The organism is Amphibacillus marinus (genome assembly GCF_900110345.1).
Lineage (GTDB): Bacteria > Bacillota > Bacilli > Bacillales > Amphibacillaceae > Amphibacillus_D > Amphibacillus_D marinus.
The window spans coordinates 130,989-156,043 of sequence record NZ_FODJ01000007.1; the positions used below are offsets into that span (position 1 = coordinate 130,989).

At 40.0% G+C, this 25,055-nt stretch carries 22 protein-coding genes; 19 read left to right on the forward strand and 3 right to left on the reverse strand.

Features of this window, described 5'->3' with window-relative positions; genetic code table 11:
• Positions 1-165 precede the first annotated feature (165 nt).
• The 5 genes from BM000_RS10740 to BM000_RS10760 are packed head-to-tail and all read left to right on the forward strand — an operon-like array spanning position 166 to position 4,764.
• Positions 166-723 carry an RNA polymerase sigma factor gene (locus BM000_RS10740; RefSeq protein WP_091498005.1) on the forward strand — a complete coding sequence of 186 codons (558 nt, stop codon included), beginning with the start codon at positions 166-168 and terminating at the stop codon, positions 721-723.
• On the forward strand, positions 716-1,483 hold the full coding sequence (locus BM000_RS10745; RefSeq protein WP_091498007.1) for a hypothetical protein: 768 nt from the start codon (positions 716-718) through the stop codon (positions 1,481-1,483). Before BM000_RS10740 ends, BM000_RS10745 begins: the two co-directional genes overlap by 8 nt.
• Positions 1,470-2,363, forward strand: coding sequence for an ABC transporter ATP-binding protein (locus BM000_RS10750; protein WP_091498010.1), 894 nt, complete (start codon positions 1,470-1,472; stop codon positions 2,361-2,363). Before BM000_RS10745 ends, BM000_RS10750 begins: the two co-directional genes overlap by 14 nt.
• Entirely contained in the window at positions 2,344-3,600 is a 1,257-nt protein-coding gene (locus tag BM000_RS10755) for a hypothetical protein (protein WP_091498013.1), read from the forward strand. Before BM000_RS10750 ends, BM000_RS10755 begins: the two co-directional genes overlap by 20 nt.
• Positions 3,601-3,615: 15 nt before the next feature.
• Entirely contained in the window at positions 3,616-4,764 is a 1,149-nt protein-coding gene (locus BM000_RS10760; protein WP_091498015.1) for a hypothetical protein, read from the forward strand.
• Positions 4,765-4,858: 94 nt separating this feature from the next.
• Here the strand turns inward: BM000_RS10760 and BM000_RS10765 are convergent, their stop codons facing one another.
• Positions 4,859-5,515 (reverse strand): DUF6796 family protein, encoded by a 657-nt coding sequence (locus BM000_RS10765; protein WP_091498018.1) that lies wholly within the window; start codon positions 5,513-5,515, stop codon positions 4,859-4,861.
• Positions 5,516-5,696: 181 nt separating this feature from the next.
• On the opposite strand from BM000_RS10765, the gene BM000_RS10770 reads away from it, so the two are divergent.
• Both BM000_RS10770 and BM000_RS10775 read left to right on the forward strand, forming a co-directional pair.
• Positions 5,697-6,290, forward strand: coding sequence for a superoxide dismutase family protein (locus BM000_RS10770; protein WP_091498021.1), 594 nt, complete (start codon positions 5,697-5,699; stop codon positions 6,288-6,290).
• 209 nt (positions 6,291-6,499) lie between these two features.
• A complete protein-coding gene (locus BM000_RS10775) occupies positions 6,500-6,841 on the forward strand; it encodes a zinc ribbon domain-containing protein YjdM (protein WP_091498024.1) in 342 nt (113 codons plus the stop codon).
• 48 nt (positions 6,842-6,889) lie between these two features.
• Here the strand turns inward: BM000_RS10775 and BM000_RS10780 are convergent, their stop codons facing one another.
• Positions 6,890-8,593, reverse strand: coding sequence for a methyl-accepting chemotaxis protein (locus BM000_RS10780; protein WP_091498028.1), 1,704 nt, complete (start codon positions 8,591-8,593; stop codon positions 6,890-6,892).
• Positions 8,594-9,100: 507 nt separating this feature from the next.
• On the opposite strand from BM000_RS10780, the gene BM000_RS10785 reads away from it, so the two are divergent.
• The 5 genes from BM000_RS10785 (at position 9,101) to BM000_RS10800 (ending at position 11,852) form a co-directional block, all read left to right on the forward strand.
• Positions 9,101-10,504 (forward strand): PTS sugar transporter subunit IIC, encoded by a 1,404-nt coding sequence (locus tag BM000_RS10785; protein ID WP_091498030.1) that lies wholly within the window; start codon positions 9,101-9,103, stop codon positions 10,502-10,504.
• A 94-nt stretch (positions 10,505-10,598) separates the two neighbouring features.
• Positions 10,599-10,832, forward strand: coding sequence for a hypothetical protein (locus BM000_RS10790; RefSeq protein ID WP_091498033.1), 234 nt, complete (start codon positions 10,599-10,601; stop codon positions 10,830-10,832).
• Positions 10,833-10,837: 5 nt separating this feature from the next.
• Positions 10,838-11,011 (forward strand): hypothetical protein, encoded by a 174-nt coding sequence (locus BM000_RS16780; protein ID WP_218144097.1) that lies wholly within the window; start codon positions 10,838-10,840, stop codon positions 11,009-11,011.
• An 11-nt stretch (positions 11,012-11,022) separates the two neighbouring features.
• Positions 11,023-11,460, forward strand: coding sequence for a DUF3284 domain-containing protein (locus tag BM000_RS10795; RefSeq protein ID WP_091498035.1), 438 nt, complete (start codon positions 11,023-11,025; stop codon positions 11,458-11,460).
• A gap of 74 nt (positions 11,461-11,534) precedes the next feature.
• Complete coding sequence (locus tag BM000_RS10800) at positions 11,535-11,852, forward strand: PTS sugar transporter subunit IIB (protein ID WP_342708166.1); 318 nt, start codon at positions 11,535-11,537, stop codon at positions 11,850-11,852.
• Positions 11,853-12,275: 423 nt separating this feature from the next.
• Here the strand turns inward: BM000_RS10800 and BM000_RS10805 are convergent, their stop codons facing one another.
• A complete protein-coding gene (locus BM000_RS10805) occupies positions 12,276-13,703 on the reverse strand; it encodes an aldehyde dehydrogenase family protein (RefSeq protein WP_091498038.1) in 1,428 nt (475 codons plus the stop codon).
• A gap of 265 nt (positions 13,704-13,968) precedes the next feature.
• On the opposite strand from BM000_RS10805, the gene BM000_RS10810 reads away from it, so the two are divergent.
• From BM000_RS10810 to BM000_RS10840, 7 genes are all read left to right on the forward strand, one after another.
• Positions 13,969-15,618, forward strand: coding sequence for a hypothetical protein (locus tag BM000_RS10810; protein WP_091498041.1), 1,650 nt, complete (start codon positions 13,969-13,971; stop codon positions 15,616-15,618).
• A gap of 4 nt (positions 15,619-15,622) precedes the next feature.
• Positions 15,623-16,300 (forward strand): PspA/IM30 family protein, encoded by a 678-nt coding sequence (locus BM000_RS10815; protein ID WP_091498043.1) that lies wholly within the window; start codon positions 15,623-15,625, stop codon positions 16,298-16,300.
• Positions 16,301-16,632: 332 nt separating this feature from the next.
• Positions 16,633-17,199 (forward strand): LemA family protein, encoded by a 567-nt coding sequence (locus BM000_RS10820; protein WP_091498046.1) that lies wholly within the window; start codon positions 16,633-16,635, stop codon positions 17,197-17,199.
• 4 nt (positions 17,200-17,203) lie between these two features.
• Complete coding sequence (locus tag BM000_RS10825; RefSeq protein ID WP_091498048.1) at positions 17,204-18,904, forward strand: DUF2207 family protein; 1,701 nt, start codon at positions 17,204-17,206, stop codon at positions 18,902-18,904.
• 265 nt (positions 18,905-19,169) lie between these two features.
• On the forward strand, positions 19,170-20,849 hold the full coding sequence (locus tag BM000_RS10830; RefSeq protein WP_177178278.1) for a M20/M25/M40 family metallo-hydrolase: 1,680 nt from the start codon (positions 19,170-19,172) through the stop codon (positions 20,847-20,849).
• Positions 20,850-20,900: 51 nt separating this feature from the next.
• Positions 20,901-21,296 (forward strand): hypothetical protein, encoded by a 396-nt coding sequence (locus tag BM000_RS10835; protein WP_091498052.1) that lies wholly within the window; start codon positions 20,901-20,903, stop codon positions 21,294-21,296.
• 639 nt (positions 21,297-21,935) lie between these two features.
• Positions 21,936-24,842 (forward strand): glycosyl hydrolase 115 family protein, encoded by a 2,907-nt coding sequence (locus BM000_RS10840; RefSeq protein WP_245751636.1) that lies wholly within the window; start codon positions 21,936-21,938, stop codon positions 24,840-24,842.
• Positions 24,843-25,055 lie beyond the last annotated feature (213 nt).

The following is a 25,055-nucleotide window of genomic DNA, read 5'->3' on the forward strand; positions in this document are numbered from 1 at the left end:
TATTTTCTGCTGTTTGTCGAATATATAGGTGTGAGTATCATTAAATAATCCAATAAATATAACGATAATTATGTTAATATTTTTCATTTTAACAAGGACACTTGAAGAATATCGGTTATTAATGTGGCTATAAGTAATGGAATTATAATAAAAGAGTGGTGAGCTATGGAGCATGAAGCAAAGCTAATAAAACAGATTAAGAAAACGGGGAATAAAGCTGCTGCAAATGAGCTCGTGTCAAGACACTACTACGAGATTTATCGGTATGTATACAAGCAAACGCGTGAACAAGAACAGTCACTAGATTTGACCCAGGAAATTTTCATTAAGATGCTACAAGGTATTTACCAGTTTGATCGGAAGAAGGCAGCCTTCCGTACGTGGTTATACAAGATTGCTACCTATACAATTGTAGATTACTTCCGTTCAAAGGTTTATCGGATGCAGAAAGCTACCGTCGCTATTCATGAGCTCGAACTTGCTCAAACAGATGATGTAACGTTAACCATACTTTATAACGAAAGGGTCGATGCGGTGATGAATGAGGTCAATTCGCTGGAAAGCTCGCTTCAGCAAATTCTGCGGTTAAAGCTGTTTGCTGAGTATACATTTAAAGAAGTCAGTCTTGCCTTACACATTACAGAGTCTTCTGTTAAGACTAAATACTATCGCGGCTTAGCTATTATTAAACATGCCCTAAAGGAGGTGGCTAGCAATGAATAAGGGTGATGAGCTTCTACCTGATCTAAACAGGGTTAAATGTGAAATTAATCAAATTGTAAGCAAAGGGGTGCGCAGGCCGGAACCTTTTTTTAAGCTTTTGTACAAGCTGTACAAACAGATAGGGCTCCGGTTTGTATTCAGAGATGCAAGGGCAGTAAGTATAGCTGTACTGATGGTCACTTCGCTAATGGTTTTTTTAATCATAACTCAGCAAGAACAGATAAACTTTGCACAAAACCCTTATGGAATAATTATGATTAGTTCACCAATTTTGTATGGTGTACTGTCATTACTCCCTTTCCTATCAAGTGAGTTTCTGAGCACAGTAGAGGTGGAGATGGCCTGTAAGTACACGCTTGAGCAATTAGCGGTATTCCGGATGCTGTTGTTTAGTATTTGTTGCTTTCTGTTAAATACATTGTGGGTGCTGTTAATGCTGGTTAAATTTTCATCGTTCCATTTTGTGCAAGCACTGATGGTATCGACGACCTCACTACTACTATTTGCACTATTATTCTTGTATGCTTTAACGTGGCTTAGATCAGTTTTTTCGCGCTTACTATTTTTTATCGGTTGGATTAGTATAAATGCGGTACCTATCCTGATCGATTCAAGTCTTTATCAACGTCTGTTAATAACGATCCCGTGGGGGGTCTACCTCATCATTATTTCTGTAACGTTTCTTTTATATTTAAAAAAAATAAAATTAGTCTTTATACAAGACAGGAGTAGGGGGGCTATTATCTATGTTAACAATTAACGATGTTAGTAAGAAATATGGAAGTCACACTGTACTTAACGAAATTGATCTTGAATTTACGCACGGGGTATACGGTTTGTTAGCGCCGAATGGCGCAGGGAAAACAACTTTAATTAAAATGCTGACTACGTTGCTTTATCCTAGTTCGGGAGCAATTTTATATAAAGGTCAGGATATATATAGTATGGGCGAGCATTATCGTGATGTCATCGGCTATCTTCCACAGCAATTCGGATTTTATAAGAATAATAGCCCGTATCAATATCTCCACTATTTAGCAGCCTTAAAAGGCTTAAAGAAGAAGGAAATGGATCAAAAGATACCTGAGCTCCTTAAGCTCGTTGCCTTAGAAGATGTCATGAAAAAGAAGATGCGCACGTTCTCGGGTGGAATGATCCAACGTGTAGGCATTGCGCAGGCAATGTTAAATGACCCGCAACTATTAATATTAGATGAGCCAACAGCTGGGCTTGATCCGAAAGAGCGGGTTCGATTTAGAAACTTACTATCTGAGCTAGCTCGCAATCGAACAGTTATTCTGTCGACCCATATTGTATCGGATGTTGAATCAATTGCGAATGAAATTATTATGATTAAGAATGGTGAAATCCGCTATAAAGATAGTATTGCTAATATTTGTAGTGAGCTTGAAGGAAAAGTCTTTGAAACAGAAGTAGCTTTTCCGGATGTTGATCAGTTTCGGCAACACTATTTATCATTATCAGAACGACAAGATAATGGTGCAATGGTTATTCGTTTTATCGCAGAGAAGAATGCTGATTTAAATTGGTTGCAAGTAAGGCCAACATTGGAGGATGCCTTTCTTTATCAATATCAAGACGTAGGTAGCGGACACTATTATGCAGATCGTTCGGTATGAGCTTCAAAAGGCAATGACTGCACCGGTTACCTTAGCGCTTTTGGTTGTGTTCATTGTCGTTAACGCTGTGCTGATCTATCAAAACCACTACATCAAGGAAGATTTACGAATAGTCAATCGAATTGCTGACACGTATGGCAATGAAATTAATAATGACGTGGTTGCTCGATTAGCGAGAGATTACGACTCGCAAATGAAAGAAGTCAATGTGCTGACATCAAATTTGTGGTCAACAACTTATCCAGACATGGGAGCACTATATTCAGATCGGGACTATATGTTAGAAGCGTCTGTTACTGAAGAAGAGCTCGCTTTTATTACTGAGGTTGCTATACTTGAACATTACTATTTTAAGAGTCTGAATATAGATAATGATTTTAGCCAGCTTGACCCGACTGAGAAAGCTGAGGCCGCCATTAATAAATATGGGCTGAGCGGTTCAGCAGCTGCATTAATTAGAAAGCAGAATGACGTTATTAATGATCGGTTTGATAAGGTGGCTGAAAACAAGGAATACAAATATTTTTTTCATGACCAATCTGTATTTAGGACGCACCAGTTACTATTCACAACCCTGTTTAAAGCAATACTGTTTGAAGGTCTTATCCTAACTGTGCTGATGACAACACATGTCATGAATTTTGAATTTGACCAAGGCAGTTACTTACTGACCTTCAGCACAAAACGGGGAAGGAGATTATGGCTAGATAAGCTCGTAGTAACAACACTAGCCACTTTAATTGTGTTCACGATCATATTAGTAACAGCTTTAATTGGGTATTTTAGCGTTTTTCCATACCAAGCATTATTGGACGTACCGATTAGTAATTATTTTAACTTTGGTAATGACTGGTCCGTATCGTGGTGGAATTTAGCTTTTTTTGAATATTTAGTTGCGATCATTGTGCTTGCGTACTTGTTAATGATTATCTTTAACTTGATAATGGTCGTATTAACAAGGTGGATTCGTAATAATTATCTTGCCATATTCACTTTTTTTACGCTGTTCGGTACGCTGTTTGTCATCCAAGGGTTGCTTCCAAGAGATCAGCTTACTTTTTTCCTTGGACTGTTTACACCGGTACATTTAATCATGAATCCGGTTATCTGGTTTATGTATGTTCCACTCACAGTTACCCCTTACTTTGAGTTGATAACGGTATCTAGCTGGTTTATTCTAATGTTCAGTTTAATCATTGTATGTGCACGAAGTTTTAAGAAAGCAGATCTTAGGTGAAGGAGTACGTTAGACATGCCAATTCTATTACACGAATTAAAAAAAATATTTAATCCCGTTATGCTCGTTATGCTCATTTTAATTAACCTGCTCATGTATTTTCTTTTTATAGAATTTGAGCTTACTTACTTTCCTAATGGGCGCCCAGCAACAGATACCTATCGGATAAGTGTTGAAATGATAGAAAACTATGGTCTTGAATTAGATGATCATGAATTTACCGATTTTAAGACTGTCTACCAACAGGAATTAAGTAAAGCCGATGACTGGATTCAATCAAACTCAGATTTGTCTGTTTTAGGTGTTAAATCATTAGCTAATTTTCAAACTATGGATATTCGAGATGCTTCATTTAATGAGATCCATAATCAGCTTGTTTTTGAACAAGGTATTGACCTTTTTTGGGAAGTTCCTGCTCGAGAGTGGATAATTGAACAGAGGGAACAGACTATAAACGATTATGAATCACATATTTGGCAAGGGGCTACGGAAAGTCAGAGTCTTAGAATTAATCAAGTTGTTGAGTCTGGGACAGTGCATGCGATATTCCCGGACTTAGTTGGCGATAACTTTCATCGCTTTAGTCAATCTGTGCTGATAACTGTTCTCCTTAGTGTCATGTTCATGATTGCACCTATTTTTATAAAGGATTACAAGCATAATCTGATTAGTCTGCAATACAGTTCTAAAGTAGGGCGGCGATTGTTCAAGTTAAAGCTAGCAGCCGGGTTACTAGCTACAATGATCATAACAACGGGCCTACTAATCGTCTATTATTGTTTGTATTCAGCCAACAATACGGGGATGTTCTTGCATAGTAATATAAATTCTTTTTTAGGTTTTCTATACTGGTATGACCTTACGTTTATACAATTGATTCTAGTTACAACGGTGCTAATGTATGTCATAGCCATATCTTTAACACTAGTGACTACCTTGGTTTCGCGACTATGTAAAAACTATACCTCAATCGTGGGGATCCAGCTGCCCGTTTATATATTAATGTACTGGTTAATCGTACATCAGCACCTACTTGGAGATGGTTTGCTCATTTATCAATCCCAAATTGTTCAGGGTGTTATCTATAGTGTGCTCATCTTCTGTCCCTTGCTGGCTATCTTTTTGAAATGGCGGTCCGAAAACCACCGGGATATGCTAGAGTGATTATCACATGTTGATTACTCTAGAAAAAATAGCAATTGGCATTTACCCCGCTATCTTAATCAAAAGGTAGCGGGGTAAATGGTTAAAGTACTTATTAAAGAGCATGAATAGCGGCAAGTAAACCAAGTAGGCCCATACCTAAGCTTGGCATAATAATACCAGGAAAGTTGGCGAACCAGTCTTGCTTGACTACCCGAAGTAAGCCACCAATTACCATAAGTGAAACAGGCATTAAACTGATTGTCCAATTCGGCAGAGCTAAATAATTGACGACAATGGCATAGCTGACAGCGATTGAAGGAACAATGACTAGGCAAAAGTATAAAGAAAAAAAAGGAATTTTTACAGCATGATAAAGATCTGATAAGGTCGCTTCAATTTGGTCAAATGTACATCCTTTAGCCAGCATGGTTTTATAAATAATAGGAAAACAGCACAGCATAATATGAATAAACGTTCCACCCGTTATGCCGACTAAGCTAATAAGCCAGAAGATAGTCGCAAACAGGCTGTTATTTTCTGCTAATTGCATGGCTAGTGACATGAGACCGAGCGCAAATAATGGGACACCAATGGTTGCCAATCCAATTGAAAGCTTAAAGCGCCACTTGGCCATATCAGCCCAATCACGCTCAATGAGCTTATCCCTTCCAAGCTTTTCATTTAACTTACTTTTGTAATCAAATAGAACATCTCCGATTGCACAAAGTATTCCACCTAAAAAACCCAGGATACCGAAAATAAAAGCCATTCGTTAGCACCTCTCTAAATTTTCTTTGTATAGATTTATTATCATTGATAATGGCGGATTGTCAATCATTGATAAGGTGTTATCTGAACCGGGCAATTAGATTTAAGCTAGAATGTTTGTTTAAATGGGCGCATTCTTGTAAAAGCTAACATTAAGTCAGCTTAGAAAGGGTGTTAACAGGATGAAAACGAAATATTGGCTACTAGCAATGCTTTTCTTTGCAACAGTTAGCTTAGCAGGTTGTAACAATGAGAATAGTCAGCAGGCTCAGGATTATCAGACGCGTGATGAAGAGGCGGTCGAAACTGGCGCAGATGCAGAAGAGATGGTCGAAGTAACCTTAATGAATCGAGATGGGCAGCAGGTGGCGCTAGCAAGACTCACGGAAAAACCAGCAGGCGGGGTTCGTATAGTCTTAGAGGGCGAGAATCTCCCACCAGGCGAGCATGGCTTCCATATCCATGAAGCAGGCGAATGCATTCCACCGGATTTTGAATCGGCAGGCGGACATTATAATCCAACTGATAAGAAGCATGGCTTCGACCATCCCGAGGGACCACATGCCGGAGATCTACCTAACATTACGGTCAAAGAAGACGGCACAGTATATGCTGAGGTTGATGCGCCAATGGTCACCTTAAAAAAAGGTGCGCCTAATACATTGTTTCCTGAACAGGGTACGTCATTAATGATCCATGCGGATCCTGATGATTACGTCTCACAGCCAGCGGGAAATTCTGGCGAAAGAATTGCTTGTGGCGTGATTGGAGAATAGCAAGCTAAAGCAAGCCTTACATGAGACAGAGAATGCTCGTGTAAGGTTTTTTGTATGCAAATTTTTTTTAAAAAAAATAGCTAGATATCAGCAGTCATACTATTATTACGTAAATATAGATGGAAAAGGAAGAACGAACGTATTATAGTAAGAAGGACTAGCCTTTTGGCTAAAGGTAAATGATTTATAAAGAAAATGGGAGGGAAACCATGTCGATGCTACCAAATTGTCCTAAATGCCAATCTGAATACACTTATGAGGATGGCTTATTACTTGTTTGTCCAGAATGTGCTCATGAATGGAATCCAGTAGATGAAGAACATTCTGTTGAAGAGGCGCTGATTGTTAAAGATGTTAATGGAAATATGCTTACTGATGGTGATAACATTACAGTTGTTAAAGATCTTAAAGTAAAGGGTAGCGCTAATAATCTAAAAGCAGGAACAAAGGTAAAGAATATTCGTTTAGTTGAAGGTGATCACAATATTGATTGTAAGATTGACGGTTTTGGAGCGATGAGCCTTAAATCGGAATTTGTCAAAAAGATCTAAAGATGTGCAAGTAAGTGCAATCTATGCCTTACTTGCACATCTTTTTAATTAAGCTGATGTTTGGAACTGACCAATCAGCTCTTGCAGTTCCATGGCTAGCTTAGCAAGATCATCTGATGCTGCGGTTACTTCTTCCATAGCAGCGAACTGTTCCTCTGATAAATCGGAGGCTTGCTGAGCAGAATGTGAGGTATCCGTTACTGTTTTTGACATCGCTGTAAATGAATTTTGAACGTCCTTTGAGTAAATCGTTATCCGCTTAGTGGCACTATTTAAGTCATTAATACCAGCGCTAATTGCCTGAATCGATTGCATAATCCGTTGAAAGGCTTCACCGGTTGTTGTAATAAGCTGCGTACTTGTGTTTGCTTCATGCTGGACTTGCTTCAATGCTTGATCAGATTCCTTCATATCATGCTGAATAGCAGTAATCAGTTCTGTAATCATACTGGCAGACTGCTGAGATTGCTCGGCTAATTGTCGCACTTCGTTAGCAACAACGGCAAACCCCTTGCCATGCTCCCCAGCACGAGCAGCTTCTATCGCTGCATTTAATGCAAGTAAATTGGTCTGATCAGCAATCGTCGTAATGGCTTGCGTAATATCGCCGATTTGTTGCGAGCGTGTGGTCAGACCGTTGATAATTCGGCCATGCTCAGCAATAGCAGATGTCATATCCCGGAGCTGATTGGTTAACTGACCAATCTGCTCTAAACCGTTTTGTGCCCGTTGGTTAGCATGCTGACTATCCGTTGTCATTTGATTGACATGTGTTGAAACCTGATCAAGTTCTGTCGTGATCTGGTCAACAGCCTGTTGATTATTAGTGACTTCGTCATTTTGAACATGGGCGATTTCAGCAACCTCTTGCGCGGCTAGCGTGATCCTTTCAGAAGCGGAACTTGTTTCTTCGGCATTCGCAGCAAGTTGCTCTGATGAAGCGGCTAGTTGTCCGGTACTTTCTTGGATCTGGTCTAGTGTTGCAGCAAGCATTTGCCGCATTTTATCATAATCATTCGCAAGTTGCGCAATTTCATCATAACCATCGTCATTCACTTCAAGTGTTAGTTGACCTTGTCCAGCCTGATTTAAGGCACTACCTATCTGGTTTAGCCGCCGGGTAAGCTTTCGTGAAAAGATTAAGATAATTGCAATCGCCAGCACAAGACTAACAACGAGCACAATTGAAAACTGGGTGAAAAAGTGACTAAGTAGCTGATTAATCATACTCTGATTTGCACCCATATAAAATATTCCAATGATTGTACCTGCTTGATCAATAATTGGCATATAAGCTGTTTGATAATTTTGGCCAGCAACATTTGCTTTGCCATAATAATGCTCACCTTGCTCTAGAACCATCTGAGCAACTTCTGCTGATACCTCGGTTCCCGTAGCGCGTTGATCATTAATCAACACATTAGTGGCTACACGCGTTTGTTCTTGGAATATCGTAACGGTATTTCCAGTAAAACCTGCAAGACGGTCAACAAGCTCATTATTATTATTCATCAATTCCAATCCTTTATAAAGCTGATCGTTTCTAATCTCCCAATCTCCTGGAAAAGCCTGATCAATATAATCATACGCTAATAATAAATCACCTTGAGCTTTAGATGTAGCCATCTCTTCAATATTACGAATCGATATTTGACTGACTACAAGACTAATTACAATAGAAAATAATAGTAAAACAGTCACAAATAATAAAATGATTTTAGTCCCTAGTTTAAAGCGAAAATGCTTCCCCATAACAATCTCCCCTTTTTTAAAATTACATCCCCTTTTATCATCTATCGGTACCAATGACCTATTTGTGAATGCCTGATAGCAAGAATATTAATTATCCAGTAAATAAGCTATATTTGTTAGACGGTCTGGGATGGTGGAGGTAGAAAAAAGGGACTTATAAAAAATTTTAAAAATCTAATAAATGACCAAGAGGTAAAAATGATAAATATCTCTAAATGTTGTTAAAGGCAATTATAAAGCGTAGTCTCTTTACAAGTAAACTATACGGAAAACGATTTGCAGCAGGATGAGCTTAGAATTACACGGAAATGCTATTGAATCTAAATTAAAACCATAGATTTCTCATAACCTGTTAATAAAAAACGACTTCCCATAATACTATTTATACTGAGAGAACGTTGTCCAAAGAATGCACTGCTTTTTATTCATTTGAAGGGAGTGATGCGGTTGATAATAGCCGCTAGGCAATTAAGACACGTTTTTCATTTTATTAGAGGAGGTCATTAAATGAATATTTTTACACTTTGGTTGGAAAAGTACTTTCTGCCAATTGCAGGTAAAATTGGTGGTCAGAAGCACTTAGTTGCCTTAAGGGATGCCTTTATTGGCACTATTCCTGCAACAATGGCTGGTTCGGTTGCAGTTATGATTAATGCTCTTATTAGAGACCTGCCAACCGAATTTATTAACGGTTATGACGGGAATACCATTCCAATTATTCGAGAGATCATCGCGATTAATGGTTTTGTCTGGAATGGCACGCTGGCGGTAGCCGGTTTAATTTTTGTTTTCTCCTGGGGCTATAATTTAGCCAGAGCTTATGGTGTAAATGAACTGTCAGGTGGAATTGTCTCAACTGCCGCTACGCTTGCTGGAATTACTTTTTCCTTCTCCAGTGCAATTTCAGGCTTGAGCCTAGATGATGCAGCGGTAGCGGCAATTAATGAGGCAGGCTGGGCTGCTACTAGCTCTAGCATAACAGCAGCCGATTGGGGCTGGCTCCCCCTTAATAATCTAGATGCTAATTTATTTTTCACTGCGATGATTATTGGCTTTGTTGCAACCATGATCTTTGTGAAATTAATGGTAGCTGACATTACAATTAAGCTACCTGATTCCGTCCCGCCAGCTGTATCAAAGGCATTTGCTTCAATTATTCCTGCCACAGCTGCGATTTATGCAATCGCAATCTTTTATTTCATTTTTGGCAAGCTAGTTCCGGATATGACATTCTTAGAATGGATCCAAGAGGTGATTGCCCTGCCATTGCTGGGCTTATCACAGGGCTTTGGAGCGGTGATCTTAGTTGCTTTATTCGTTCAACTGTTTTGGTTTTTTGGTATCCATGGACCAAATGTGCTTGCGCCAATTTTGGAAGGCGTCTTTGGTGTCGCCCAGTTAGAAAACATCAGACTGTTCCAAGAAGGGGGATCAGCTGCCGTTATTGCTGATGGCTACCAATGGGTTCGCGGCTCCTTTGATGCGTATGCTTGGTATGGCGGATCAGGTGGGACCATTGTCCTTATCTTAGCCATTCTATTCTTCTCCAGAAGAAAAGACTACCGTACCGTTGCTAATCTATCAGTCGGACCAGGCGTTTTTAACATTAATGAACCGATTATGTTCGGGCTACCCATTGTTTTAAATCCGTTATTGTTTGTCCCATTCTTGCTTGCGCCAGTAGTGTCTGTCTCAATTGGTTATTTTGCAACGGCATGGGGGCTTGTTGCACCGGTTTCTCAGCAAGTTGCATGGGTGACGCCGCCTTTCTTACTATCTTTTTTAGCTACTGGGGCTGATTGGCGTGCTCCCATTGTCACATTAGTAGCGATGCTCGCATCATTTGCTATCTGGATTCCGTTTGTAATCGCAGCTAATAAAGTTGACCCTGCGCTAGACGAGCAAGCATAAATTAACTAGCTTCGAAGGTTTAATTAAAGATGGTTACTTCTTAGAAAGTGACCATCTTGCTAACTCCAGCATAAATAGAAAGGAATTTACCACTATGATTGAAATTAGCTCAGCAACACAACATGAAAATATTATTAATCTGTTGAACAAGTATAACGAAGCAGACATTACCTTTTCGTATAAACGAAAAAAAGGGATAAACCTTTACTTTGAAACAAGCTCGGATAATTTAGAAGCAGCCGCAAAAATAGCTAAAGCTGCGATAAAGAAGGAAACCTGGGGCACCGTTCTTTATTTTCGAAGTGTCCCCATTTATGAAAAGGTCTGATGATTATGGACAAATGGGGTCTGTTCATGGTCAGCATCGGCTGTCTGTTGTTGCTGTTTAGTGCCAATGCGCGAACTGGAAACTATGATTATCTTAGCCTTGTTACAGCAATTTTTCTAATTGTTGTGGGTAGTGTTTTAGCGTTTAAATATAAGCAACCAAAAAAGATGAAAGATTAGGTGTGATTGCAATGGAATTAGTAAAAAAAATGAATGTACCAGTGGTATTTTTTTATCAAACAATTATTAAATCTGTTCTTGCTGACATCCATTCCCAAACAGGAGCTGAATTAACTGAAGCATGCCTTGAAAACTTTGAGTACGTCAGAACATTTTCCAAGCAAGCTAAGGCAAAGATTCGAATTGAAGAATTAGTAAAAGATGAGGTTTATCAATTTCGAACATTGAGTAATAAAAGTGATTATGTGGTAACCTATCGAATTAAGCATTTAACAAAGGATAGCTGTGAACTCCACTATTGCGAGGTAATCCAGTCATCTGGTGGTCTGTTACAAAAAGTAAACGATGCTTTTGTTGGCATCATCTGGTCATGGTTAAAAATAAAAAAATTTAAAGCGATGCTGCGAAATATTGAAGCGATGTATATAAAACAATGTGTAACGCAATAAAGAAATTACTTAATATGCTGTCAACGATAGGGCATTTCTGATCATGATAACGGGATATTTAGGAGGAAGCTAATGTGAAGACCATTATGTTGGTGTGCTCAGCAGGGATGAGCACAAGCCTATTAGTAACAAAAATGCAAAAAGAAGCGGAAAACAAAGCAATTGAAGTAGATATCTTTGCTGTTTCTGCTTCAGAAGTGGATCATGTCATGTTACAAAAGGATATTGATGTGCTCTTGCTAGGGCCGCAGGTGCGTTATCTGCAAACACAGTTTGAAAAGAAATTAAAAGATAAGAATATTCCAATTGATTGCATTAATATGAAGGACTTTGGGTTAATGAACGGAGAAAAGGTTTTGGACCAAGCATTAGTATTAATTAATGGTAACTAGCAGGTGATAGATTTAAGTCCAGCACTAGTGCCTTTCTTAACTAAAAAAGATGTGTAAAAGATTTTCTTGAACTGATTTCTTATAGAATAAGAACAGTCATGTAGTAGTTTAGTTTTTATGGTCAAAAATGGAATTTTTTGTAATAGAGTATGAAGGTGTTGTTGTGTATATTGTATAATTCAGCGTGCATTGGAGGTGCTCGCTGAATAAATAAATGCGATCGCTCTATTTGGGAAATCTCGCTCTTATCAAGACAATTTTGCACTTAAGTTAAGGTTTAGTGCGATTATTTAAAGTTAAGAGTGAAACGCATATATTTGGGGCGATCGCTCATAAATGTGTGCGATCGCCCCTACTTGGCTAATTTTCTTACTTTTTTCAATTGGACAGTTGCGCCTTTGCAAATAGCAATAATTTAATAATTTAATTGGGCATGCCTAGGATCGTCTTGGTTTCTAAAAATTCATCAATACCGAAGTCACCCCACTCGCGGCCGATACCGGACTGTTTGTAGCCGCCAAACGGAGCCGTGAAGTCAGTGCCACCACCATTAATGGTGATGCGTCCAGCACGAATTGCTTGGGCAACCTTTATTAACGTATCACGATCCTTGCCGACTACATAGCCAGCTAGTCCATATATCGTAGTATTAGCAAGCTCAAGTGCTTCGTCAAGATCTTGATAGGTGAACACGGTCATAACTGGGCCGAATATTTCCTCCTGAGCAATCTTACTGTTATGGTCAACATGGGTGAACATTGTGATCTTTGAATAATATCCCGTATCCAGACCATCTGGTTTGCCTGTTCCACCAATAATTAACTCAGCACCAGTATCAATACCTGCTTGGATGTAGTCCTGAACTGTTTGCCATTGTTCCTTAGAAACTTGAGGCCCCATAAAGGTATTCGCATGATTAGGGTCACCTATTGGATAGTCAGGTAATAAGGCTTTAACTTTATCCGCAAAAGCATCATGCATGTCTTTCGGGATAAAAATCCTTGTTCCGGCTGTACAGACTTGCCCAGTGTTCGTTGCAATATTAGCTAATGCTGTCCGGGCAGCTTCTTCTATATCAGCATCGGCTAATACAATAATAGGTGATTTCCCCCCAAGTTCAAGCGCAATATCTTTAATATCTTCAGCAGCATTTTGCATAATTTTTGTACCGACATTGCCTGATCCAGTAAAGGAAACAAAATCAATTTCTGGATGTGAACTTATCCCGTCACCAATTGTTGAACCAGTTCCCGTGACAAGGTTAAACACCCCGTTTGGTATACCCGCTTTTTCAATAACTTCAGCCAGAAGCATTGCTGCAAAAGGCGTCTCTGTTGCGGGTTTTAGCACGACTGTACTTCCAGCTGCAAAGGCACTGGCAAGCTTGGTTGCAACCTGATTAGTTGGGAAGTTCCAAGGCGTAATTAATCCTGCTACGCCAATCGCTTCCTTTTGAATAAATGCCTCCTCACGCTCTTCAGTAAATTGAAAGTTCTTTAATACTTCAGCGGTAGCTTTGAAATGATTAAGTCCCATTGCATATTGGGTTTCTTCAGTAAATGACACTGGCGAACCAAGCTCTTCAGTAATGACTTTTATAAAATCATCCTTGCGCTTCTCGTACTCACGGGCGATATCTGTTAACCATTTAATCCGTTCTTTGCGAGTTGTTTGTGAGAAGGTTGGAAATGCTTCTTTAGCCGCTTTTACTGCTTTATCTAAATCATCCTTTGTGCCAGCGCTAATAGTCCCGATCTTAGCCTCAGTTGCTGGGTTAAATACATCAATGGTTTCATTATCTGATGAATCGACCCACTCACCATTAATAAAATGCTTTGTATAGTTATACATACAATTATCCAATCCTTTCTTAAAAAGCTATTGTTAATAAAGAATTTTCCCGTTTTTTTAATGATTAAACATTATACATTGCCAACATCTGTCTCAGTTAAATTTTTTTGACAAGAGAAATTAGTTGGAAAAAGCTAAGTTAATAAGCTTTATCACTTATTTTGCAGGCATTTTCACCACTTTTTAGCATTGACACTTTGGCACTGTTATGCTACTTTTTGCTTAGATATGTAAGCGTAGATTGAAATAATGGGAGTGATGAATCATGGGTAGAGGAAGAGGCGGCGGGAGTTTAAGTAAAAGTAGTTCGAGCAAGAGCGCATCAAGTACAAAAACTGCCAGTAACCTTAGTGGAAGTAAAAGTACAGTAAGCAGAGGGAGTGCAAGCAAGAGTAGCCCTGCAAGGTCAAGTGAAAGCAAAAGCACAGTAACGAAACCGAAATCTAGCACTTTGCGTGGGAACAGTTCAGGTGGCGCTCGTGGTGGATCTGGTAGAGTGGGCTCAAGCTCGGTAACCTCAGCGCAAGCCGGTAATACCGCACCGTTAAATAAGCGTAATAGCTCTAATAATTCTAGTAAGCCAAAAGCTGAAGCAAAAGATAATAAAAAGCCAACAGCTAAAACAACAGAAAAAGATGCTAAACGGAATACAGCAAAAAAAACTACAAAAGATCATAAAAGGCAAACAGCTAAAACGTTTGCAACAGCAAATACGGTTAATCAAACCCAATCCAAACGAGATCGTCATCATCACGATGCACGTCGTCATGATCATGGGAGCAATCATGACCATTTTCATGAAGGAAATCATTCACGACAACGCTATGATGACCACTATCATCATAACGGTCGTCATCAAGATGGCTATTATGATCATCCGGAACATCGACGTGATCATTATCATGATTCGCATCATCGTCATCAGCACGACCGACGTGACCCCTATTATGATAATCGATCAAGGCCGCGTCAGCGTGCGGTGCCATTGAGAAAGCAACCTCGTCGTCATGACGATCATTACGATTACGACAATCACCAACAGGAATATTATGACGAACACCCTCGCCAAGCACGTCAGCCTCGACAGCCACGTCACCGACGTCCAAGCAACCCGAATCGTGGAGCGGGACTACGAGTTGTCAAACTGATTGGTATTGGATTATTAATCTTTTTTGGTATTATCATCTTTTTCTCAATCATTTCGGCGCTTTTTAGTGAGTCAACATCACCAGTAAGTGGAATAACACCTTCAACTATTGAACGTGCACCACTTGAGTCGGGTGTTGTAAACGAAACTGATTATTTTACAGATGAGTTAAATTGGGTTGATAACCAAACGGTTTTAACGAACGGCTTGAGTCATTTTTATAATGAGACTGGCGTCCAACCATATGTTTATATGACGGACAACATTGAGGGCGATTTTTCGCCCTCTTTTTCTAGCATAGAGGATTATGGTAATCTGCTTTACGATGCCCTATTTACCGATGAGGCGCATCTGTTACTGTTATTTGTTGAAGGTATTCCAGCGGACGCTTATAGTATGCATTACGTGACGGGTACTCAAGCTCAAACTGTGATTGATGCTGAGGCCGGTGACATCTTATTCGATTATGTTGCCTACTATTATGATCAAGACGATGTTGCAGATTCTGAGTTTTTAAGTCTTGCCTTCCAGCAGACTGCAGATGCTATAATGAATAATGAAACAGATCCATTTCTAATAGCTGTGTTTGTCGCTTTTGGAGTCGCTGTTATCTTTGCATTTTATTATCATATTCGTAAGCAAAAGCAGCGAAGATCTCAGTTTGAAGGAGAAAAGACAGAAGAAATGCTTAACCAACCAATTGAGAAATTTGGTACGGTAACTGCCGATAGCCTGGCATCGAAATACGATGAGGAAGAAGGAGTGTGATCTTATGTCAATTTTACAACGTTTTAAGAGTATTATTAGTTCAAATGTTAATGCTGCACTAGATCGAGCAGAGGACCCAGAAAAAGTTATCGATCAACAATTGCGCAATATGCTGAATGACTTAGCTGAAGTAAGAAAGAACACCATGAGTGTGATGGCTGAAGAGTCAAAAATTAAGCGACAGTTAGACGAGAACCATGGTGAAGTGAATAAATATGCTGAGCTAGCTAAAAAAGCGTTAACAGCAGGAAATGAAAGTGACGCACGCGTGTTTTTAGCAAAGAAACAGGAGCTAGAGGATGTGGGTGTAGGTCTGGCTAACACCTTTGCTCTCGCCCATGAAAATGCGAGCAAGATGCGTCATATGCATGATAAATTAGCAAATGATATCGAAGCCTTAAAAGCACGACGTGCAGCAATTAAGGCTCAGCTCTCAATTGCAAACTCGACAGAAAAGCTCAACAGCTTAACCACTTCAGCTGGTGATTCAGGCTCAGCTGGGGCCATTAAGAAAATGGAAGAGCGGGCAACGCAACGCCTAGATGAAGCAAATGCAATGGCATCGCTAAATGAAGAGCCAGTTGATGAGGCTGGCAAGCTAGAGGAGAAATATAGTTCTGGCCTTCAGGGTGGGGCAGTGGATGATGAACTGCAACGGATGAAGGATGAATTGGGTATATAAACTTTGCTGAAGAGAATGATCACTTCTCTTCTTTTTTTATGAGGATTTTTTGAAAAACTGGGGATTTGTTAATAATAGCGTGCTTTTGCGGTATCAGGTAAACGCAAGCGCCAGATGCGTCAACAAAGGTAGTCCTACCCCTTTTCTGGTTTTAATTAACATGAGTCCCAAGTCTGTTGATAAGCCATTTATCACCTACTAGATTAAATTTATGTTACAAAAGCATGAAAAAAGGGTATAGAGGTAATAAGGGATTATTGCGCATAATTCTTATTAGCCATTAAGTTAATTTTTTCGTTACAATAGAAGTATAAAATTAAGGGGGCGTTATCATGGGTTTTTTAACAAGTAACATTGGGTTAATTTTGTTTGTGGTGCTAGCTGTAGTAATTGTACTTTGGGCAATTTCTACATACAATCAATTAATTAGCGCGCGTGAGTTTGTCCGCAATTCAATGGGCCAAATTGCTGCGCAAATTGAGTCACGTTGGGATGCATTACAAAATATGATCGAAGGAACAAAGCAATATGCCGAATATGAAGCCAAGACACTTGAATCAATAACAGAGCAACGCACTTCATTAGGTCAAACTGCAGCCGTTGCGGAGGTAGCAAAAGATGATGAGCTCTTTAATCAGGCAATGGGACGCTTACTTGCAATTGCAGAAAGCTATCCTGATCTAAAAGCAAGTTCAGTTTATCAGGAAACATTGAAAAATGTTGATCGCTATGAGCAACAGGTGCGACAATCAAGAATGATTTTTAATGATACAGTGACAAAGTATAATCGCGTTATCCAATCTGTCCCTTCAAATATTATTGCATCTCTGTTTAACTTTACGACGGAAGCCTATTTTGAAAATACGGCAACAAAAACAGACATGCCAAGTTGGAGCTGATAAAATGAAGAAAAATTTTCAAAAACTTTTAATAGCACTACTGGTGACTTTGACGGTGGCTGTTACATTTTCGCCCGATCTCTTAGCCAACTCAATGTCATCGCTTGATTACTACATTGAATTACAAGAGGATGGCTCGGGGATTATTACCGAAACGAGACAAATGTACTTAACGGAAGATACTGAAATCTATATTGTTATGGAAAACTTAGGTGGGTCAGAAGTAACGGACTTTCATGTTAGTGATTATGGCGAACCATTAACCTATCAACCTGACTGGGATATTGATGCCAGCAGGGAAGAGAAAGCTGGTAAGTATGGCATTGTAGAAACAAGTGATGGGCAAGAACTGAGCTGGGGCATTGGTGAATATGGTGAGCATGAGTATACCGTTACCTATACCATTACCGATATGGTGCGTCAGCTTGAGGACGGTCAAGGGATGAACTGGCAACTCTTTGATGGACGTGAAAATAATATACATCCCGAAGAAGTAACGCTTACCATTTCTGGACCTGAACCATTTACACCCGATGATACACGAATCTGGGGTTTCGGTTTTGAAGGAGAGGTACACTTAGAGAATGGTGATTTGATTGGCTGGTCCAGGGAGCCGCTAGCGAATCAAAGCTATATCACCATCTTGATGCAATTTCCAGACAGCCCCTTTCAACCTATTCGTTCCCTTGACCAGTCGTTAAGTGAACAGCAAGAGCTGGCAAAGGAGGGGAGTAGCTATAACAGCAGCAGTGATTTTATTGGGATGATAATCGTGATCGCTATCGGTGCTATTGTACTAATCTTTGCTGCAATCGCAACAATTATTGGTGTTGCTTACGCTAAAGCAGTTAAACGGGCCAACCCATTGGTAACCGGCAAGCAACGTCAGCAACTTAATGAGGATCAGTATCATCGCAGTGTTCCATACACAAACGGACAGATTACTGATATTGCTTATCTACTAAAAGAAGTTGGTAAAGGTGATATGGAGGCGTATTTTAATGCCTATATGCTGAAATGGTTACGTGAAGAGCGCCTCACAATTTCACATCAAGAAACCGGTCGAGTCTTCAAAAGTGAAGTGACTTCAATTAAGCTTGATCCAAGGGAATCCTTCACCGCACCCTTTGAACAGCGCTTTTGGGAAATTCTATCCGCATCAGCAGATACAAATGGTGTGGTTAATGACAGTAAGCTAAAGAAATGGGCCCAAAAAAACTATGAAAAAATTCAAGCAATTGAAACCGACTTGCCTGTAAAGTCTAAGGAGACGCTTATCGAACAACGCTACCTTGAAGAAGTTGAAGTCAGCTATCTCGGGAATATGAAAACAAAAGTTGTCAAAGGTACCGAGCGGGGTGAGCAGTTGTTTAATCAGCTTGTGCAGTTTGAAAATTATTTAAAGGATTTTTCCCTACTTGACGAACGAGAGGCACGAGAAGTCGCCCTTTGGGATGATCTCCTTATCTGGGCAAGTCTTTATGGCATTGCCGAGCAAGTAGCTGAACAACTACGGGACTTTCACCCTCATTATTTTGAGGAATCACATCTATCCTATACCGATATTTATATGATGCATATCTTTTCAAGAAACATGTCAAGTGGCTATAGCAGTGGTGCTAGTGCTGCCAGCGGTGGCGGCGGCTCAACCAGCTTTGGTGGCGGCGGTGGGTCATTCGGTGGTGGTGGTGGCGGATCACGTTAGAGCATGATAGTTAATTAAGAGCAAAGTCCAAGATAAGCGGGCTTTGCTTTTTTGCTGCTTCCTAACGCACTATTATCTAAATATAAATTCAGTTTTTTCTTAGTAATTAAGTCAGTCCATTAAAGTAATCCTGTTTCTAGCTGAGGATATCGATTTGACATGTGACAAAGCTACGAACATTTATAAAAACAGCAGAATTTTAAGTAACAACTCATAACCCCCAGCTATCAATATGCTATATAATGATCTAAAAAGGGTGAGGAATGTGAGAAGCAAACGCCAATATTGTGCATGTGTGATTACTGTCGTTGCTACAATTGTTACGACCATTATGCTCACTGTTATACAAATAAAAGGACCAACTCAGCAAGCGGGGGATGTACCGGAAGAGCAATTTTCAGTAGCACGCGCATTGGAGCACCTTGAACAAATTGCAACAGAGCCTCGTTCCTTTCGTTCACTCGCTAATCAAGAGGTAAGACGATACATAATTAAGCAGTTAGAAGCTAACGGTATAGAAGTAGAAATTCACAAAAAACTGACCACTGAAATTGAACAATCTATCTACCCAACAAGTGGCATAAATGGAGAAGTAACTAATATTATTGGGAAGATTCCAGGTGAATCAGAAAGTAATCTAATCTTTACGAGCCATCATGATTCTGTCCGCTCAAGCCCGGGTGCTGCTGATGCAGGTTACGGTGTTGTGTCGTTACTGGAAGCGGCACGTGCCTTCCAAAGCTTAAATCGCCAACCAAAGCATAATCTCTACTTTATTTTTACCGATGCAGAAGAACTAGGTCTTTTAGGCGCAAGCGCATTAGCAGAGGATTATTCTGAGCTGTTGGCTAATACCAAAGTCATTGTCAATTTAGAAGCACGTGGTAATACTGGAGCTGCTACATTATTTGAGACAAATGAAGGGAATTATTCAATTATTAAGGCGGCACAGCAGGCATTAAGCTACCCAAACGCATATGCCTACATTTATGACCTTTATCAAATGATGAACAATGATACAGATTTCTCCGTGTATAAGGAATACGGTAATCAAGGTCTCAATTTCGCTAACTTTGCTGGTATTGAAACCTACCATCAACCAAGTGATAACGTTGAGAACGCCGATCAAACAACCATCCTTCATCATGGCTTAAATACGCTTGAACTGATTGAGCACTTCGCTTTTGCCGATGATTCCGCACTTGAGCAGATTGCAACAAGCGAAATGAATGCCATCTATTTTACAATTGGACTAAATCAACTAGTAGTCTATTCGGAAAATCTAGTTCCTATTCTGTTTCTGATCTGCTTGATTCTAACAGTGTTAGTCCTTATTCTCGCCTTGAGAAAAAACAAACTGACGGTTAAGCAGGCCGCGATCGCTCCTTTCATTCTGCTATGTAGTTTTGTTGCTTTATTCGTGCTCACTTATTTAATCTTGTTAGGATTTAGTCATGCTTTTGGCTTTGCCATTTATGACATTGTTTTTGCCTTTGATGTTAAAAATAAGGGGCTGATGCTAATCACATTTGGGTTAATAGCTATACTCTATTGGATTATAATTTTAAGCTGGTTAACTAAAAAGCTAAACATTTATGCGATAATAACCAGTTTTCTGGTCATTTTAACATTTTTGGCGGGCATAACTAGCCGTTACTTACCAGGATTAAGTTACATCTTTCTCTGGCCGAGCGTATTAACTGCAATTGGCATGCTACCCATGATAGTAAACATAAAGCTAAAGCTATACCAATATTTCTGGCTTGTCATTGCTATTGCACCTATTATTCTAGTTGTAGGTCCAGTGTTAAATACCGTTTATACAGCCATGACAATTGGTACTGCCCCAATTTTGGTCTTCTTTTTTTCTTTGGCGTTGCTCTCAGTCTTGTTAGCTAGTCTGCTCGCTAAGCATGAACTATATCATAATATTGAACATAGTTAATTCGCTAAAACATTATTATTTAAAAATAATTATAATTAAGAGGTGGATAAAATGAAGCTTAAGTGGCAATTGGTCGTATTACACTTTTTTGTTGGTTTAGGTGCTTTAGTGGGCGGTATCCCGGCTATTCTTGATCCGGCCAATCCGATGGGTATGCCCGATGACGCATTGCAAAATGGGCCGTTCCAAAGTTTCCTCATCCCAGGGTTATTCCTTTCTCTTGTGCTTGGCTGTGCCAACCTATTAGCGGGAATAATTACTATCCGTGAAGGCAGTTATGCGCATTATGCAAACATGCTAATGGGTCTCATTCTTTGCCTATGGATCATTATACAATGCTATGTGCTTTGGGATATTGTCTTTGTCCATGTTGTCTATCTGATCATAGGCTTCATTCAGCTCTTGCTTGGCTACCTTCGTTGGAAAGCAAATAGATCTGGTGCTTAATTAAGCTATAGGCAATTACTAAATCAACGCATAACTATCTCTGTTGACTTACCTGTTTTGACGTCCTGCCCATGAAAAATAATATGTGCTAAAGGCATCAAGAACCATATAGTATGCGGATAGTAGCTGCCTGCCGTAGGTATATTCGCCATAATGATGATGCCCGTCTGACATTAAATCATTGTAATTCAGAGGGGAAGGTCCAGCTTTATTAGGAATGAAATTGTCGTTCTGGCTTTGACAAGCAGAGAGGTAGTTGTGCGTAAATTGAATATAAATGCGTGTGTAGGCTGCATCGGAGTTAAACATAACACGATGCAGCTTTTTTATATGTGTAAGATTCAGCATCATTCATTTACTTTATCGTAACAATGCTATAGTTTATCAATTGTCTGTCACATACATTCATCCTATAATAGGCCTGAACGAAAATTAAATAGAGCGAAATGCTTTAGAAATATACAGAGAAGCTATAAATAGGTTATAACAGACTTTTAGTTTAGTTGAAATGTAGTTTCCAGTTTTGTTTCCTCTTTCAAACAGGGAGATTACTAGTCCAACCAATTGGGATCCATTTTTTTGTACCTTAACAAGCTGTCCTAAAGAATAATTGTTACTAATAAATATTGGGAGGATTTTATGATGGAATTTGTAATTAATCAAGATATGTTAAAAACAGCTACGACAAACTCTGGAGCATTATTTTATCAGGAGCTAGGGGCTTATAGTGGGGTGAATAAAGTAGCAGCAAAGGTTATGCATGATATTAAATTAGTTTTCGGTTATCTGCCACAAGCAACAGGTGATCGAACCAAGCTTGCCAAGCATGCTATTATTTATGGAACTGTCGAACATAGCCCGATGCTACAAAAATTAGCAGAGCAGAAGCGAATTGATCTTGCAACAATTACAGGCAAACGAGAAGTGTTCTTGTTCCAAGTTATTGAGCAGCCGTTTGAAGGGGTGGAATCAGCCCTTATTATCGCAGGAAGTGACAAGCGTGGGGCAATCTACGGCCTATTCCATTTATCGGAGCAATTAGGTGTGTCTCCTTTAGTAAATTGGAATAGTGTCAAGCCTGCACGAAAAGAAGTATTTTCGTTGGGTACAAATTTCATTTATACTTCTAAAGAACCTTCTGTGCGTTATCGGGGCTTTTTTATTAATGATGAATGGCCAGCTTTTGGGAGCTGGACGACACATAATTTTGGCGGGTTTAATGCGGAAATGTATGATCACGTGTTTGAGCTCCTACTCAGGTTAAAGGGGAACTACCTCTGGCCAGCTATGTGGTCAGCACGTTTTAGCGATGACGGGCCAGGCTTAGCAAATGCAGAATTGGCAGATGAGTATGGCGTGGTTATGGGTGCCTCCCATCATGAGCCCTGCCTGCGTTATGGAGAAGAGTATAAATATTTGCGGGGAGCAGACTCCAAATACGGTGATGCGTGGAATTTCATTACAAATAGAGACGGAATTATTAAATTTTGGGAGAATGGCCTGAAGCGAAGCGGACAGTTTGAGAATGTCATAACGGTCGGTATGCGGGGTGAGCAGGATACCGCAATTATGGACAAAGAATCGACATTGGCAGATAATATTGCCATGCTTCGTGATGTGCTAAAGACCCAAAACCAGCTCATCCGCGAACATGTAAACCCTAATCTGGCAGAAGTGCCGAGAATGCTGGCGCTATATAAAGAGGTAGAGCCCTTCTTCTATGGAGATAAGGATACTCAAGGTTTAATCAATTCGGAGGAGCTAGAGAATGTCATTCTCATGCTTTGTGATGATAATCATGGCAACCTCCGTACACTACCAACCGAAGACATGCGCGATCATCAAGGTGGCTACGGCATGTACTATCATTTTGATTATCATGGAGGCCCGGTCTCCTATGAATGGATTAATAGCTCTTACCTGCCTAAGATTTGGGAGCAAATGACGATGGCTTATGACTTTGGTATTCGTGATCTTTGGCTCGTCAATGTTGGTGATATTGCCACGCAGGAATTCCCGTTGGCTTATTTCTTAGACTTAGCCTATGATTTTGATAAATGGGGAACGGATGCAATTAATCAGACTGACCTGTATACCAAGCAATGGGTTGACCAACATTTTGCTAATAAATTTTCTGAGTTCGATCGAGATAAACTGTTTGACTTACTGACAGGCTATACTAAGCTTGCGCATAATCGTCGTCCAGAAACGATGAATGTCAATGTCTATCATCCCGTTAACTTTAAAGAAACTGACCAGACTCTTGAACAAATTGATCAGCTCCTACAAATAGCAGAAGAGCTTTACCAAGCAATTGATGCCGAGCATCTTTCCGCTTACGTCGCACTTGCTTATTATCCGGCAGTAGGGAATTTAAACCTGCAAAAGCTATGGCTACTAACTGGCAAAAATAATGCGGCTGCCAAGCTAGGTAAGCTTGAAGCGAATCAGCTAGCTGAACAGGTACAGGCATGCTTGAGAAGAGATCGCGCGCTCGTTGATCAGTATCACACGATTGAGAATGGCAAATGGTATGGACTTGGGCTATCTGAGCACATTGGCTTTACCCATTGGAATGAAGATGAAAACCAGAATCCAGTCTTAATGCAGACATGGCCAGCGAATAAACCCAGATTGGTTGTCACTGTTGATGGCACGGAACAGCATACTGAGGGTTCTCCGTGGCACAAGCATACTTTATTGTTAAGTGACTTTCTCCAGCCAGATATTGAGCAGGCATCCGTCACGATCTCAAGTGTGAGCGATCAAGAAGCAGCCTATCAGATTATTAATGAAACAGCATGGTTGACATGCTCAAGGCTGAGTGGCAGCCTTGACGGTAAGGAAAAAACGACCGAAGTGATTACGTTCACAATTAATCGAGCCGCTATGAATGGTGAAACAGAAGGCAGCATTGTAATTAAGCTACCTACTGGTGCATGTACCCTGCTGGTAAAGGCTACTCAATCGAAATTTACCGAGCTACCAGAGCAGACCTATATTGAAACCAATGGCTATATTTCAATTGAGGCAGCCCATTATTTTGCAAAACAAAATGCAACAAACGCTCAGGGCGACCTACATCAGTTTCACGTACTTCAAGGCTATGGCAAAACCTTGTCTGCTGTTAAAGCCTTTCCAACGACTGAGCACTTTACGATTGGCAAGGATGCCCCTTACCTTGACTATCAATTTGTGCTATCGGAAACGGGTACCCATGAAGTGGAGCTATATATGCAACCGTCAAATTCAGTTACCAACGCTAACACATTATTTTGCGGAGTTCAGCTCAATGACAATGACGTTAGCATAATCAATGTTCTGCCTGACGGTTACCAGGTGAATGACCATAACTGGGGACAGGGCGTGTTAAGTAACATTCATAAGCACGTGATCAAGATCCAGGCTGATAAAGGGTTGAATACGTTGCGGATCTATGCAGTTAGTCCAGGTTTTGTCCTAGAAAAGCTAGTTATCTATCCAGAAGCCAATAAACCAGCCGCTAGCTATCTTGGTCCACCAGAAACGTATTATGTTGGAAAATAAGGTGAACGAAGTGCATCTTAGTAAAAGTTGAAATATAAATATAGGTGGATCTTCAATCAGTGGGGGTCTTTATCCCCGCTGATTGTTAGCACCACAGGCATTCACCTAAAGGTATGACCAAAGTGCGGCCTCTGAACGAATTGGATTTACAGGCAGTTAATCTGCAATAAAGCTAAAAAGGGTTTTGAGTTGTGTTTCATACGACTCAAAATC